The following is a 15,000-nucleotide window of genomic DNA, read 5'->3' on the forward strand; positions in this document are numbered from 1 at the left end:
TTCGTTTGCTGCGCGCGAATTAGGCTTTAAGGATGTCCCGGAACCCCTTGACAGGCTGTCCAGCTCATCGAGCCTTCTGAAAACTCGGCAAGCTTGGCCTCGTTAGGTCGATCAACTTTCAGCGCCTCGTCCGTGTTGAGTTGGCGCAGGGAACGTTCGGCTTTCTCACTGCTCGATCCGTTCCGCACCGCATTCACGGCCGCCGCAGCCTCGCTACCGTTCTTGTAGGCCACGACGTACTGGCGCTGATCCCGAGGGAGATCAACTGGTAGTACTACGGTCGCGATGTGTTGCGACGACTGACGTCCGGGAGCAGTAACTTCCGCTTGGTTGCAGAACGTGGGAGCCGGATCTCGCTCGTTTGGCACATGAACGCTGGGAGCGTTCATGTGGCTGGATGATCCTGAACTCGTCAGGCAAATCGCAAGCTTCCCTCATGCGTGCGTGGCGATCGCCAAACAGGGGCGAGGCAGGTGCCAACTTGCCAGGTCGAGACTCGTCATTTGCAGCACTATTGGGACCATTCTACTGTCGGGTTTACGAACCACCGCGCTTGTAGTACTGGACGTGACTTGTAGACAACAATGCTTCTCTAGTTACATCACCCTAATTATGGAGTATCGACACCGAAGCAAACCCAAACGTGTAGCATCGGACACATGCCCCCTCGTACCAATGACTTCCAGGCCATCGTCTTCTTCCTTATGCATCACCGGGCTGCGAACGCCCGTGTCACCGAGTCAGCTTCGCTGCCCGACAGCAGAACAGGCCAAAGCCGCGAAGTTGACGTCCTGATCGAGGCCGAAGTGGCTTGCCGCACCGTGCGCATCGGCATTGAGTGCCGTGATCGCAAACGCAAGGCAGATGTCACGTGGGTGGAAGCGATGTGGGCGAAGCATCAAGACCTGCCGACTCATCAGGTCGTGCTGGTGTCCTCGTCAGGCTTCTATAAGAACGCTGAGAAGAAGGCTCGCCAGCTAAACATGGAAGTCGTCGTACCCGGGACCGCAGTCCCCGAAGACGGCCCCCTGGCCGCTCTGTTGTGCCACCGAGTGGAGACGCGCGAGATCAACTTCGGTCCGCTAGTGAAGGTCGAGGGCTGGGTTGAGCGTGGCGGCACAGTCCAGCAGATGCAGCTCGGTATCAACTGGATAGTACTTAGGGCAGACGGTTCACGCATTGGCACGGTCGGCGACATCGTACGGTCAATTGCTGAAGCCGCCCAGCAAGAGGGTATGCGTGAACCTGCGGCAACAGCACAAGGCAAGGAGAAGTACCTGGCTTATGATCGCGAGGGTTTCTTGGACGCATATCTGCGCGAAGAAACTGATTTACCCACGTTACTGCCCCTTCACAGAATCCGCTTCCTCCGCGAGGTAAAGGTGTGCATCCGGCCTATACAGCTCACCACTGGCGAACTGGAGGGGGCTGGGTATGCGGCAGGAAACGGTAGCGTGGTCGGCAATAATGTCTTCGTTGTGCTAAGTGAGGGACTCCCTGGCGGCCAGATGTCCGTGCGCTTCACTGATTCCGACGGAAACGTAAGTGATTGGTTGGCTGATCGCGAGTCGCAAGAACTGAAGTCTATGACGACCGAGACAAAGGAAGACGTTACGACTTAACGCTATGCGCTGCTATCGGCTGGACCTGCCAGAGCAAAAAGGCCTGCCATGCGTGCTTGAAGTTGATACACCTCAAGAACTAGCCTCAAGACCGGCGTCTCTTCGCGTCTTTCGGAAAGCTCGCGCTCACATTTCTCGCGGAGGACTGGCCACAAGATCTGTGCAAGTCTGACCTTATCTTCTCTGACTCGCATACGATCGAGCGCCTTCTTGATGTCCTGATGCTTGGAACGCGCGTGTTGCAACGCCTGAAGCAGGTCAGAATCCCATGAAGGGCTGTCGCGGCCTGGGCTACTTTGCTCTTCGGCGACAGTAGTGATTGCTGTTGCGAGCTCGTCGTCCGTGAAGTTCGCAAACTCATACGTGTGTTCACCCCAGACGCGGATGTGTACCAACAGGTCCAACTCCTCCTGACTGATATCCGCATTTTGGTATCTGACTCCCTCTCGAATTGCATTTTGAAGCTTGCGTCGCTCTTCATCTCGCTTTTCCTGTGTTGCGAACGTGTTCTCTGGATCCATGGCTATAACCAACGCCGTGAGAGATGCGTCCAAGAGCCACCTGTCACGGATACGACGTCCCACTCTTGGCGTAATCCCATACCGCGCAATGAGTTGCGGGCTGAACCCTGACCCCTTGGTGATCTGGACACGTACCTGCTGCGGTTGCGTGATCCCGAACAGCCCATCGAGTAGGCGCGGCACGTGGAACAGTTCAGTCTCGCCCTCAACTAGCAAAATGACGCGCGGATGCGGAGACAGACCAAACTCGGCGAGTGCTCGCTCCAGCGTACGAACCTCCGCGTGATCGGCTCCGAGCCGGTCGTGAAGTGGGGTCCACCATTGCTCCCCACTCAGGTTAGGAAGCGGTTCCAACTCGCCTGCTTCTGCCAGCTCCTCGTGAGCCCGCAGGAGAAGCTCCGCAGCAACACGCTGCCACATGCAAGCTAGAGGTGTGCCACTCAACTGCGACCAGCTTTTGTAGTTTGCATAGCGCACCAGCGGCAACCACTTACGGAGCGGATCATCGGTGCTCCGAGCGAGTAGCGATTCTGCCGCTCCGCGCAGGCGCGCAGGATCGAACCCAGCCACGGCAAGCAGCTCCTGAGGCTGCATTTCTGCTCTGACGCGTCGAAAGATCGCGCCGTCCCGTCCGGAGGGCATACTGAGCTGGCCAAGAATGCCTGGTAGGTAGAGTGGTGAAAGCGTGGCGAGCGCGAGAACCAGTCGGTGCAGGCCACGCGGCGAATAGGGATGATGATGCCCCAACTGGGCCGATCTGTATGCACTAAGGATGTTCTTCAGATCAAGCAACTGCCACGATGAGTAGACGAAGCCGTTCCACCAGTGATCGTCTGCCGTATCAGCTGGTCGAACGTAGGACCACGCTGCCGAAAAACCTTCGTCTGCTGGGTCCCGCAACCGTCCCTCAAGTGCGGCTTGGAAGGTCCAGCCACGGACGTTCATTCCTCCTGCCGAGCCGACGCCAATGCGCCAGCCTTCTGCCGCAGTGTCAGTCGCCCGGTAGAGTGGTCGCAGCAAACGATGGCTGTGCAACTGGCGGAGATCTTCGAGGGACAGCGTAAACCCGCGCTCCTTGGCGCGTTTAATGAAGTCGCCTGCCGTCAGCAGGTCGTCTTGCGTGAAGACAAGAGGGACGGTCAACAGGGCGAGCGCTGTACCGGGCCGAACCGACTCACTACTTGGGTAAACCACGTTACGGAAGCTAGCAGGACGCGTCGAAGCGCTGGCCACGTACCGAGCACTGGCCGACCAGGACGGGCTGGACCCCGATCAGGTGCTGGCGGACCTGCTGCACCTAAACCACGTCCGCATGATCGGTGTAGACATCGCATCCGAGAGGCACTGCCTACGGCTGGCCCGCACGATCGCCCGCACCGAGTTCCACGCCCGCACCGGATCCCGCCGCAGGCGCCAAGACCGGTCCGTCCTCGGTCAGAGCCCCTTGAGCGGGACATTATGACCAGGGAGCAGAAGCTCGCCGAAGGAGCTGCCCGGCATCGCCCCGCTCCCCCCTGGAGACCGGCGACTTCCTAGCCGCGCACACGGCACTTCGAACAGCCGTCTCCGAAGTTGTCAGCGTCGCCGACGGGGCCAGCCTCTACTACGGATCTCCCGCGCTCGCGTTCGTCCTCGCTGTATCCGACCACGCAGGGCTCAACCGCGCCAAGGCGGTCACCGCCGCAGGGGACCGCCGTGGTGACGCGTCAACGGCTGGAAGCCGCACACCGGCGTATCGACCAGCGCCGGCGCCCGGCCTACCCCGAGTTCCATCTCATCTGCGTGCTGACCAACCTCGGCGTCGCCCTGCGCCGCATTGGCGCCGTCGACCTGCTCTCCGACCTGCTCCCCGACGCTGACCTACCTGATCCGGCTCACCGAACCCTTCGGAGGCCTCCCCGGCTGGTGGTGCCCTACCAGCCCTACTGGGACAAGCTCGGCGCCGCCGGAGGTCGCAGCACCCATGGAATGGCCATGGAATGGCCGGGCATCTTGTCTTGCTGGTCCTGACGATGAGCGACGGCGTCCGCACCGGCGGACAACCAGCGGCGATCGCCCGCATCTGCCAGTGGTTCGACCATTGGGAACGCCACACCGTCGACGGCCATGCGTGGTGGCCTCAGATCACCAGAACGGCGAAAGCCAGTTCCAACCGTGGCGGCCGTCCGGTGCTACGGGACCTCAGGCATCGCCCGCGCCCAGCAGCTCGCCGCCCGCGCCCTCGGCGACCTCGCCCGCCAGAGGGAAGGCCGAGACGGTGTTCGCAGCATGCGCGAGCGACCCTCAGCAGGTGGCGCGCCTCAGTTGCCGCGGCCTCTGGCCCGGAACCGGCGGCCTCCTGGCCGTCGGACGCCGAATTGCCGCCAATGCCCTCACCCCCATCCCCGCCCCGCAACTGCTGCACCTGCACCACAAAGCCCCCGCCGCCCCGACGGGCCGCCCTGCCTCCTCGGCGGAACGGCTGGCGCAAACCTGACCGCCACCAGGATCACTAGCCCCTGGGAGGCCTGCCTCCTGCTGTCCTGGCAAAGATGACGCCTCTGCGCGCAAGCGGCCGCCTCACAGGAGGGATCCACGCCGTGACCGCCCTCCACGTGATGTTCCACTGGAACTGGATCGGCATCACCGGTCCTACACAGGCCGTAATCGCATACGCCGCGAGGGAGGCGATCTACGCTTCCACCTGATTGAGACGGCGGCGTAGTTGTAGGCGGTCTCGCGGTCCGCGTCCGCCACGAACGTGTGGCGTTGAGTGTCGCGGACCGCCTGAGTGATCGCGGGTGTACGAAGGCGACCGGACTCGATAAGCCTGGTGACCATGGCGGCGCGCAGTTCGGCGGGGCCGGTGGTCTCGGGGACGGCGGGATCCATGTTGGCGAGGTTAGAGATGGCGTGACGGATCCGACCGGTGTACATGGCCACCGCCCGGTCATTGATGATCACGATCTGCCAACTCGCAGCCTGAAATGATCTTCTAGCTATAGCGCTGATCGAGAGATCGAGTCATTCGTCCCCTGGAAGTAGCTGACGACTCCAGGACATTGCCGCTGTCGAACCAGGTGCTGTGGCATCCGACTTGCCCGCCGCAGCGCCTTCTCCACGTGCTGGAGCGGAGGATCTTCGACTTCGCCGAGAACTTGGTCCAGGAACGCGCCGAATGCGGTGATGTTGCGGCCGAAGAACTCGGCGTAGACGTCTGGGGGGAATGCTTGGGGTTTCGCCGAAGAGAAGCGTTGGGCGACGCTGCGCACGGCGCGATAGGGAGCGGCGAAATGTCGCAGAGGCGTTGTACCTTCATCCTATGACAGCATCCGGACGTAAGGGCGCATCGCCGTGAGTGACATCGCGGGAGAGCTTGCCCGGATTCGAGAGGCGTTCGGAAAATTGACCCTAAGGCCGCTGGAGTGGATGTGGGCCCCGTTGATCGCCGCCGTCTGCGAAGCACCTTTAGGTCGGGACGAGCAGAGCGTTCCCGTCATAGGACCACAACAACACTGCATCTCGGCTTCGCGACGGCTGCGTCTCTCTGTACCGCCGCGGAACCTCCAACCCCTAAACTGGAGTAAACGGATCGAGATTTGTGACCTGCGCGGGCACAACGACGCACTCGTTCGCGTCAAGCTGGCCACAGGATCCGCACCGCTTAGTCATCTATCCAATCAAGCCTTGTTCCCGCTCAGACTCCGGCCTTCTCCCTGGGCGCGGGGTGGAGTTCACCCAGGTCATCGTGAGTTCGACGGTGGTCGCCTCATCGCTTCTGAAACCGCCGAGAAGGTCGTCCTCGGCATCCAGTCCAATCAGGGCGCGCCCGTTGACGTCGATCGGCTCTTCTCGCTATCGCAGGTGCCGCCGGCATCCCACCCGGCACGGTCCTGCACCAGCAGCATTGAGCCGAATACGAACTAATCGGCATTCCCCAAACCGCGTGAACCGGAGACGACCATGGATCACCCCTCTCCTACTGAACCGCGAGAGACATCGATCGTCCGGACAGTACTCGTCACGACAGGGATCGCCTCCGGATCGCTTATCGCCGGGGCGATAGGCATGTGGCTGCTCGTGACCGTCGTTCGCGTTCTGATCCATTTCGTGCAGGACTGCTGGCCGTGGCTGGTGGGCGTCCTGGTCCTGGTGACCGTCATCGTTGGGGCGATCACCGTGCTGAACGAACTCGCCAAGCACGAGGCTCATCAGCGCGAGGAACGCCTGAAGAGCATCGCCAGGTTCGAGCGCGTCGACGTGATGACCGGCACAGACTTCGAGGAACTGATCGCCGAACTCCTCCGCCGCGACGGATACCGGGACGTCGCGGTCATCGGCCGAAGCGGCGACAGGGGCGTGGACATCACGGCACGCACACCCGACGGACGCAAGATCGCCGTCCAGTGCAAGCGTCAAGCCAGGAACGTGCCTCCCGACCGCATCCGCAACCTCATCGGGGCCGTGCACAGCACATATGCAGGACACCGCGGAGTTCTGGTTACCAACTCTGGCTATACCGCGCAGGCACAGTCAGAGGGCAGAGGCAGGATCGTGATGATCGGCCGAGAGGAACTCGGCCTTTGGATGGCCGGAACATCGCTCAAGCTATGAAGGTCAGAGTCCTCTCGACTACTGCGACTGAAGCGCCTCGGGTCGGATCGGGGCTCGTCCCTGAAATGGACCGAGCCATTGGCGCGCCCCGCCCCTGAGCTGCACTGGCGCGCGGTTCGCATGATGGCCGAGGTCCGTGCGGACCCCGGTGGACGGCGAGAAAGGCCGTCGCAGCTTAGCTGGGAGTCACCTTGACCGAGACGGTGCACAGATGGGTGCGCCGGGCTGAGGTCGACGCTGGTGCCCGCCGGCGATCAAGGTCGGCGTTCGCGGAGACGTACGCGCTGCCGGGAAGGTCGGGCCGGGTCGGCTCCGGCCAGGCATGGGCTTGGCGCGCAACTCGTCTGGAGGTCCAGTTCTCGGCGCGGTGGAGTTGGGCGAGCAGGTCCTCGATCAGGCCGCGGGGTGGGACGACCAGCAGGTAAGGGGTTGGGGCAGTGAGTCGCGGTGGTCGGCCCTGATGACGTTGCTGCCGGGTGCGGAGATCCGGGCTGGTCGGGGCCGGGTGGAGGCCTGGAAGTCCGGTTGTTCTGGTGTCAGGTGAGCAGGCTCCGCAGCTGCGGTCACGATCGCTTGACTTGTTGCAGGTCAGCGCGGGCAACGGCTGTAACGGTCATTGCTGGGTCCGAGCCGGGGATGAGTGTGATGGTGTCGCCGTGGGGTGGGTTGCCGGTGGCGTCATGGACACGGGCGCTCTTGCGGATGACGTATTGGTCCATATCGAGCCGGATCTTCCTGCCGTCGATGTCGATCAGCAGGGGAAGAGTCATGGTGACGGCGAACTCGTCGTCTGCGGGAAGGAGATTTCTCGGCACCGGCAGCTTTGTCCATGTGCCGGTGAGTTGTTCGCCGTTCAGGATCCGTGCGATGTTCAAGGTTCGGCCCCACCACTGGGCAAAGGCCGGTCCCGCAGGCAGGTCGGGGATTTCTACGCGTTCATAGGTGTGCACCTGGATGGTCTGCAAGGCTTCCAGCGCCGGGACATGCGATTTGGCCTGGGATGTCAGCGGAGACCTCAGGTTTTGCCATACCGGGCTGATGGATTTTCCTCCGCCACGGATCGCCAGCACGAGGGCATTGCCGTCCTCCAGGGAGGCGATCAGCCTCATCGCAGGCAGCACCTCGGCCGGGGTGCGCCCCGCCAGGTTCATCGGAGTGATCTCCAGCATGCTTCTGTCGGACCCGTTGAGGCGCAGCTCCAGACGGAACACCCCGCTGCTGTCTCGTGCGGCGATCCAGACGCCGGGGCCGGCGGTAGCGCGGCCGTTCTCCACCTCGACCAAGTCGAGGGTCTGAAGGACCGAGCCGTCGGCGGAGAGCGCCCGTACTTCAAGGTCGGGCATGTTCTGCACTGGCCGCGGCCAGATGCTGATGCGTCCCTCCCCGGGCAGCGCGGTGATTCCTGGTGGTCCGGTGACGTCGGTGATCCTGCCCGGCATGTCCTGCAAGGGCGCCCCGAACTCTCGGAAGTCGGCGAGTGCTTGGGCCTGGGAGGTGCCGGGAGAGGCGGTCAGCTCGCTGGACATCACGATCGGGCGGAGCCGAGTGGATTCGGCGCTCAACGCGATCAGCCTCATCACCAGGTAGGTGACCGCGTCAAGCTGCTGATACTGCACGAGCACAATCATGGGATCGCTGTGGGTGTCGGCATCCCAGGGTTGGTCACTGACCTTGCCAGTCCGGACTTCGACTTCATACCGGTAGAAGGGGTCGAGTTCGTTGAGGGCAACGGTGAGCGCCTGATGCCGCCCGATCACGGCGGCAAGCAGATCGTCCCCCGCCTTCTGTTCAGGAACCTCCGTGCCCGCGTGCAACGCCGCGGCCATGAGGCGCTGCAGACGCGCACCACCGTCGCCAAAGAAGTACTCCACCAGCGACGGCCGGTGCGCAGCCATCCCGTCCAGGATGCGGCCCCCCATCCACCCGACGCGGATGCCGTGGCCAGCGGTTAGCTCGTCCAGCCATTCCAGCCGCTCGTTGGTGGGTTCCCAGGGCGTGACCAACGTCCACGACCGCACCGGAAGGACGGGAAGGGTCTTGTCGACGAAGGTGCGCCAGGAGCGTTCAATGTCGTTGGCCTGCTTGGCGGTCAACTTCCCGGCATACCGTTTGACCTGGTAGATGTCGAAACCCTCGGGGTGTCGCACACAGATGTCCACTCCCCGGTCCCCGCGGGATGGGGTGATCTGATTCCCGTGAGGGTGATCAAGCAGCAGCATCGCGGCGACGAACTCCTCGACGATCTCGCCCGGCTCCCGTTCCCAGTTCACCTTCGCCATACGGCAATCTGAGCACGGACAAACCGCATGAAAACGCCGCCACGCTGCCATCCACCGGGCCGGATCCGGTCGTCGGCCTCGCGGCCCCACCCATCAACCACTCAGTTGACCGATCCCTTGGGGCACCGCCGCGTACCGACCTGCGGCGGGTATACCGCCGTGCGCTCCAGATGGGAGCAGGCCCCCCGGCGCTGCTGCGCGGGGGCCTGGTCCTCGACCGCCTACGCCGCATCGAAGCAGTGGAGAGGCAAACGGGAGGTTCACATCCGGCCTGGCCGCCCGCCTGTCACCTGACCTGCCAAGTAGTCAGATGACGCCGGCTTGGGCCAGCCAGCGCCACAGTTCGTCCTGCTGGACGACCGTGACTTGCGGTGGTGAACCCGATGTCGGCCGCCATGACGACGAAGCGCAAGATCAATTACGGCCCCTTGGCAACTGCTGCACCACCCAAGCGTGCGCTGACGAAGGGCCGCGCCATGGAACCGCGCTCGACCGCGCCGACCGATGCATGGACTGGGCGCGCAGCGGAGAGGTGTTTCCCCGATCCGGGACTACGGGATGATGGCGACATATCCAGGATGGTGTGCCTGTCCACGGGATGCCAGTTATAGGAGTCACATGTTGCAACCAACCCCAGAAGCAGTCGAGTGGGGCAAGCGCCAGGCCGCCAAATCGCCGCAGTGGAGCGACGCCAAGTGGAAAAGGATCGGAGCCCTCCTCGGCGTGCAACTCCTCGCCAACGACGGGCGTGCGTTGCAAGAGCAGGATGAAGGCACGCATGGAAAAGGTGTCGGGGTTCCGCCTGACCTCTGGCATCGCTGGCCGGTTCAGCCTTCGACGACGCACATCGACTCCGCCTAGTACCGAATTTCGGTCGGCATGGCGGCTTAGACCCTTCTGAAACCCCCGTCGCCTCCCCATGCCCTACTCTGCTCCTTTTTGGTGGCTGGCCTCGACGTACCGGCCGGGCCCCACTGCGTCAGGAACGGATCAAGATCGAACCGCCCAGGTTCCGGGATAGTCATGGTGATCGGATGGATCGCCGGGGCCGGGCGGCGGCGTGGGGGTGTCGTCGCGGGTTCAGAGCGCGTCTGGGGTCTCATCAGCAGGGTCAGGGGCGATCTCACCGTGGGGGCGTAGTGTCTGAGTCGAACGATCAGCGATCCAGTCGGTGACCTCCCCGTGCGGGTCGGTGAACCGGACCGACACGCACGCGCCATCGGAGGATTCGGAGAACACCACCAGAGCCTGGTTGCCGCCAACCTGGCCCGAGCCGATCGCATAGGCCGCGCTCTGCGGGTTCCCTGCCGCCAGCGGTACTGGCCGTGTCACGACCTGGGCACTGATTACGGCGCTGATCGAGGTCAGACGCAGCAGCTTCTCAGGAGCGGCCTGCATGCTGACGAACGCTTTGATCGGCTCGCCTCCATCGGCAGAGCGAAGGGCCAGGTCGTTCACCTCGGCGCGCAACTCCCCGGACTGACCGGAAGCGTCGGCCACGACCTGGCGCAAGTCCGCTTTATTCAGGATGTCCGCCACGATATGCGCAATGCTGGTGATCTGAGCGCCCTCCGCGTTGAAGACCGCACCGCCCGCGGCCAGCGGAATCTGCTGGAGGCGCCCATCGTGGTGAACGTGATCGGAGACCGAGATGAACCGATCCATGATCACCTCACGGAACTCCAGGCGCGGGCGCCCCAGGCGGCCGAGGGGCCCGTCGATGGGGATCGGCCGTTCGGGGGTCACTAGTTCGATGCCGTAGTAGCGGGCCTTGGCGACCGCGCCCCCGGTGAAGCCGCTGGAGGAGACCAGCACCATCTGGTCCAGTTCCAGATCCGCCTGCTTGGTGCGCACCTGCTCTACCCAAGCGATGTCGTTGGCCCTGCGGTGATCGCGGCATTCGACACCGATCCGGAACTCCCTGCCCCGGGGCACGGCTGGTGATTAGCACATCGACTTCGCGTGTACCTGCACCGGTACGGTCGGGCAGCAACGCCGACTCAGTCACCGCGGCGTGTGCATCCACATGCGACCTGATGAAGTAGACGACCGCCTGAAAGTCGTTTGAACGCTTGGGCACCAAACTACGCTCTTTCAGACGTCCCGGTAAGGCGGGGATTCTCCATGGTGAGCGGCATCGGCCGCGCTCAAGGGCTACTCGCCGACGCCGCCCGGTTGTCTCGTACCGCAGCCATCCTAAGGAGGCACCTGATGGAAGGTCTTCACCCTGCCGCCCCCGCGGCCGTGCCCGGCGACGGCGGGGCACGGCACGCCCCGCATCGGATCCGGCGCCGTCCGCCCATTTGGTGCTGCCATGGTCACGACACCCGGCATCGCAATGGAGGCTCAGCCAGACGGCAGCCTACCTGACCGGCTTCTGGAGACGGTGCGCAGCTGGTGGCTGGCGACCCAGGCGCGCGCCAGAGCACAGCGCCACCGATTTCCCCGGCGACCGACTGTCAGTCCGATGTTCACCGGCGCTGCCGCCCCCCGCCCCGCTGCACCGCGTCCTGGACATCATCATCGAGGTCCCCACCGGCCCCGGCCGTAGCCCGGGGCCGTGCACGTCCGTGTGTTCCGCGGGTACGCCTCCATCAAGGCCCCGCCGCCCTCGAACTCGACCTCGCCCGTGGCCGTCGACGTGCTCGCGGCGGACGGCTCCATCGCACCCATCCCCGCCACCCCTAACGGGGAGGAGCGCCTCGTGATCGTGTTGAGCTACGCCGACGCCGCGGCGAGCTCCCGCTGTGGTGCCGCCGACACGGTCGGCAGCACGGTTGGTGGCGCGGTTGCCGATGCGGTTCGCCTTGCGGTTGACGAGGTAGGGCTCGCGGACGGCGACCATCGTGCCCTGGCGATATCTGTGACGGTGGTTGAAGTGAAGATGTGGCCTGTCCCGGCCGTCCCTCGCGCATTGGTGAGGTAAGGACGCGACATCAAATAACCTTGGTCCGCTGGCAGGGCGTCGGCAGGGGCGCGGGGGCACGTGCATGGAGTTCCGGCTTTGGGAGTCGCGGCAGTTGCGGCCGGGCTTGGGTTGCTTTCTGATTCGTGACGACTGGGACGACTTCGGGTTCAAGACGAACTTCTTTCTGGAGTACAGGGACGACGACGGTGTCCGGGAGATCGGCCGAGTGAAGATCGGCCGGTTCGGGATGATCTCGCCGAGCCGGGTCGAGATCCCTGGCGAGTTCACCGAGCTGGGCCCGGACTACTTCTCGGTCGGACAGGATCCCTCCTACTACGAGAACCTCAACCAGCTTGGGGCGGAGACGCGCCGGTCGATTCTGCGGGCGCTCAGGGACGTGGCGTTCGACGCCGTGCTGTTCGAGCGTGTGCTGCAGGAGCCGGTGATGACGACGTCGCTGTTGCGCCACGTGGACGCCCGGACCGTTGCCGGGCAGCACAGGCGTATCGCCGCCGGAGGCCGAACGTGGGCGCTGTATGAGTTCGACTATGTGTGGCCCGCCGCCGCGACGGCCGGGCCACCTCCCCGCCTGAACATCAGGATCCGCCCAAGGTCTCACCCACCGACCAACATTCACGCGGTGATCGGGAGCAACGGAGTCGGCAAGACCCGGCTGCTGCGCAACCTTGCGCGTGCGGTTGCCGCCGATGCCCCCGACCCCGACGAGGTCGGCCGCATCGGCGGCGTCGTGCTCGATGGGACTGGCAACCCCGAGCAGCTGTTCGTCAATCTCGTCGTCGTCTCCTTCAGCGCCTTCGACCAGTTCGAGGAGTTCACCGACTCCCATACCACGCGAGGTGTGGAGGGCGTCAAATGCACCCTGGTCACCCTTGCCCCGGCGCCACGCACAACGCCCCATCCAGCGCGCGGTGCAGCGGCCAACGGTGCCACGGACGGCCGGTCCCGTGCTGCCGAACCGGCGGACCGCGGCCGGTCTGCCAGCGGCCCCGCCGAGACCTACCATGACCTCATTCACAACGGTCTCGACCGGGGGAGCCGCGCGCGGTGGATAAGGGCGGTGAGAACGCTGGAGTCCGACCCGCTGTTCGCCGCCGCCGGCATCATCGACGGCTCGTTCGGAGCGCCGGACGCGCGTGAGCTGTTCGACGATTTGAGCTCCGGCCACAAGATCGTGCTACTGACCATGACGCACCTGGCGTCGCTGGTGGCCGAACGCACCCTGGTGCTGATCGACGAGCCCGAGACCCACCTGCACCCGCCGCTGCTGTCGGCGTTGATCCGCGCGGTCTCGGACCTGCTCATCGAGCGCAACGGAGCTGCCGTCATCGCCACGCACTCACCGGTGGTCCTGCAGGAGATCCCCAGCAGCTGCGTACATCTGCTGCGCCGCTCGGGTGAGGTCCTGGTCTCCGAGCAGCCGGCGATCGAGACCTATGGGGAGAACGTCGGCGTGCTGACCCGGGAGGTGTTCGGGCTGGAGGTAACCGAGTCGGGCTTTCACGCCGAACTCGCCAAGACGGTGGAGGCCGGCTTGTCGTTCGAGCAGGTGATGGCGCGCTACGGTCAGCGGCTCGGCCGCGAGGCCCAGGCCATCACGCGGGCACTGATCGCCCGGCGTGACCGGCACGCGGCGCAGGGCCGGTAGATGCGGTCGCTGCCGCGACCGGCCACCTCCGCCGCTGACACCTACCATCTGTGCCTCGGCGGCCTGCGTGACGCCAGCAATCGGCAACGCCTGACCGGCTTGGCCGAGCAGGTCAGCGCCGCCGCCGATTGGTTCGGCACCGCGGCGCAGACCGGGACGCTGCACCTGCTGGCTCCCGACGGATTCGCCCCCGCCGTCAAGCACGATCGGGAGATCCTGAAGAAGCTCTACGAGCAGCAGATGGCCAGGCAAGGCCGCCCTGGGCGGGTCGTGTACGACCAGCTGATGACGGCGGCGCGCAAGTGCCCACTGTGCGGCGTCGGCCGAGTCACCACCGTGGATCACCACCTGCCCAAGTCGGTGTACCTGTATCTGTCGGTGGCACCCGACAACCTGGTCCCGGCCTGCCGCGACTGCAACACCACCAAAGGCAACCGGAGGCCGAAGCGGGCCAGCGAGCAGACCTTGCATCCCTACTTCGACGACATCGCCGGGGACACCTGGCTGGCCGGCCAGGTCCGCGAGCAGACACCGCCCATCGTGGAATTCTGCGTGGTCGACCCGCCGGGCTGCAGCCCGGAGCTGGCCGCACGGGTCCGACACCACTTCCAGACCTTCGACCTGGGCAACCTCTACACCGTCAACGCCGCCGAGCTCCTGAGCGGCATCGCCGGGGAGCTCGAGCGCCTGCTGGTAGAGGCGGGAACCGACACCGTCCGCGCGCATCTGGCTAGGCAGGCCGACAGTTGGAGCGCCACGAACCGCAACTGCTGGGAGGCGGCCACCTACCGGGCCCTGGCCGAGAATGTCTGGTACTGCGGCGGTGGGTTCGGCGACCTATCGACCCCCGTCCCTGCTGAGGCCGAGGCCTCCTAGCCGGTTGCTCCAGCCCTTGCGCTGGCCGGCCAGGTGAGAGGCTGTCCAGTTATCGGCTCTGTCGCACACTCGGTGGCGACGGACAGCGGGGTCAGCCGAGCAAGATTCGGTGTCGGAGGAACGGGAACCTGCGCGTCCGTGCATCTGGCGTTGATCATCTTGGTCTTGGTGCTGAGTCATTCTGCGCCGCCATTGTGGAAGGGCAAGGTAAGGTCGGCGTTCACAGCGTCGCGGTCGAGGTCGAGCCCGCGGAGGAGAGCATGCAGGCAAGGTTGGTCTTCGGCTCGTGCTGGGTACCCGGAAGACCGTCCATAGCGGTGCCGGCAACGATTGCGCCCCCTGCCAATTAGTCAGATGACGCCGGATTCGGTCAGCCAGCGCCATAGCTCGTCCTGGTGGACGACCTTGACTCCCAGTTTCTCGGCCTTGCCGGTCTTTGAGGCGCCGACGTTGTCTCCGGCCAGCAGGTAGTCGGTGTTGGCCGAGACCGACGAGGCGGTCGTGGCCGCGGCCTGCTCGACCAGGCGCGTGACGT

Annotated in this window: 13 protein-coding genes; 8 read left to right on the plus strand and 5 right to left on the minus strand. The window is 64.5% G+C overall.

The window, feature by feature from the left end:
• Positions 1-659: 659 nt before the first annotated feature.
• A complete protein-coding gene (locus ABWI07_RS31515; protein ID WP_353820780.1) occupies positions 660-1,622 on the plus strand; it encodes a hypothetical protein in 963 nt (320 codons plus the stop codon).
• 2 nt (positions 1,623-1,624) lie between these two features.
• On the opposite strand, the gene ABWI07_RS31520 is transcribed toward ABWI07_RS31515, so the two are convergent.
• Complete coding sequence (locus tag ABWI07_RS31520) at positions 1,625-3,286, minus strand: hypothetical protein (RefSeq protein ID WP_353820781.1); 1,662 nt, start codon at positions 3,284-3,286, stop codon at positions 1,625-1,627.
• A gap of 552 nt (positions 3,287-3,838) precedes the next feature.
• Between ABWI07_RS31520 and ABWI07_RS31525 the strand changes: the two genes are divergently transcribed.
• Positions 3,839-4,153: a hypothetical protein gene (locus tag ABWI07_RS31525; RefSeq protein ID WP_353820782.1), complete on the plus strand. Its 315-nt coding sequence runs from the start codon at positions 3,839-3,841 to the stop codon at positions 4,151-4,153.
• Positions 4,154-4,774: 621 nt separating this feature from the next.
• On the opposite strand, the gene ABWI07_RS31530 is transcribed toward ABWI07_RS31525, so the two are convergent.
• Positions 4,775-5,086, minus strand: a complete 312-nt coding sequence (locus ABWI07_RS31530) for a hypothetical protein (protein ID WP_353820784.1) — start codon at positions 5,084-5,086, stop codon at positions 4,775-4,777.
• A gap of 465 nt (positions 5,087-5,551) precedes the next feature.
• Between ABWI07_RS31530 and ABWI07_RS31535 the strand changes: the two genes are divergently transcribed.
• Both ABWI07_RS31535 and ABWI07_RS31540 read left to right on the plus strand, forming a co-directional pair.
• A complete protein-coding gene (locus ABWI07_RS31535) occupies positions 5,552-6,049 on the plus strand; it encodes a DUF6119 family protein (protein WP_353820795.1) in 498 nt (165 codons plus the stop codon).
• A 141-nt stretch (positions 6,050-6,190) separates the two neighbouring features.
• The gene (locus tag ABWI07_RS31540) at positions 6,191-6,736 is read left to right on the plus strand and encodes a restriction endonuclease (protein ID WP_353820785.1); all 546 of its coding nucleotides are present in this window, start codon (positions 6,191-6,193) and stop codon (positions 6,734-6,736) included.
• A gap of 563 nt (positions 6,737-7,299) precedes the next feature.
• On the opposite strand, the gene ABWI07_RS31545 is transcribed toward ABWI07_RS31540, so the two are convergent.
• Positions 7,300-9,015 (minus strand): hypothetical protein, encoded by a 1,716-nt coding sequence (locus tag ABWI07_RS31545; RefSeq protein ID WP_353820786.1) that lies wholly within the window; start codon positions 9,013-9,015, stop codon positions 7,300-7,302.
• Positions 9,016-9,633: 618 nt separating this feature from the next.
• Between ABWI07_RS31545 and ABWI07_RS31550 the strand changes: the two genes are divergently transcribed.
• A complete protein-coding gene (locus ABWI07_RS31550) occupies positions 9,634-9,876 on the plus strand; it encodes a hypothetical protein (RefSeq protein WP_353820787.1) in 243 nt (80 codons plus the stop codon).
• 219 nt (positions 9,877-10,095) lie between these two features.
• On the opposite strand, the gene ABWI07_RS31555 is transcribed toward ABWI07_RS31550, so the two are convergent.
• Positions 10,096-10,869, minus strand: coding sequence for a hypothetical protein (locus ABWI07_RS31555; protein WP_353820788.1), 774 nt, complete (start codon positions 10,867-10,869; stop codon positions 10,096-10,098).
• 706 nt (positions 10,870-11,575) lie between these two features.
• Between ABWI07_RS31555 and ABWI07_RS31560 the strand changes: the two genes are divergently transcribed.
• From ABWI07_RS31560 to ABWI07_RS31570, 3 genes are all read left to right on the plus strand, one after another.
• Positions 11,576-11,941 (plus strand): hypothetical protein, encoded by a 366-nt coding sequence (locus ABWI07_RS31560; RefSeq protein WP_353820789.1) that lies wholly within the window; start codon positions 11,576-11,578, stop codon positions 11,939-11,941.
• Between the two features lie 64 nt (positions 11,942-12,005).
• Complete coding sequence (locus tag ABWI07_RS31565; RefSeq protein ID WP_353820791.1) at positions 12,006-13,589, plus strand: AAA family ATPase; 1,584 nt, start codon at positions 12,006-12,008, stop codon at positions 13,587-13,589.
• Entirely contained in the window at positions 13,590-14,465 is an 876-nt protein-coding gene (locus ABWI07_RS31570; RefSeq protein WP_353820792.1) for an HNH endonuclease, read from the plus strand.
• Between the two features lie 350 nt (positions 14,466-14,815).
• On the opposite strand, the gene ABWI07_RS31580 is transcribed toward ABWI07_RS31570, so the two are convergent.
• Positions 14,816-15,000: BRCT domain-containing protein (locus tag ABWI07_RS31580; protein WP_353820793.1), on the minus strand; the 185-nt coding region annotated here is incomplete at its 5' end.

The sequence above is a fragment of the Actinomadura sp. NPDC000600 genome, from assembly GCF_040492135.1.
Classification (GTDB): domain Bacteria; phylum Actinomycetota; class Actinomycetes; order Streptosporangiales; family Streptosporangiaceae; genus Spirillospora.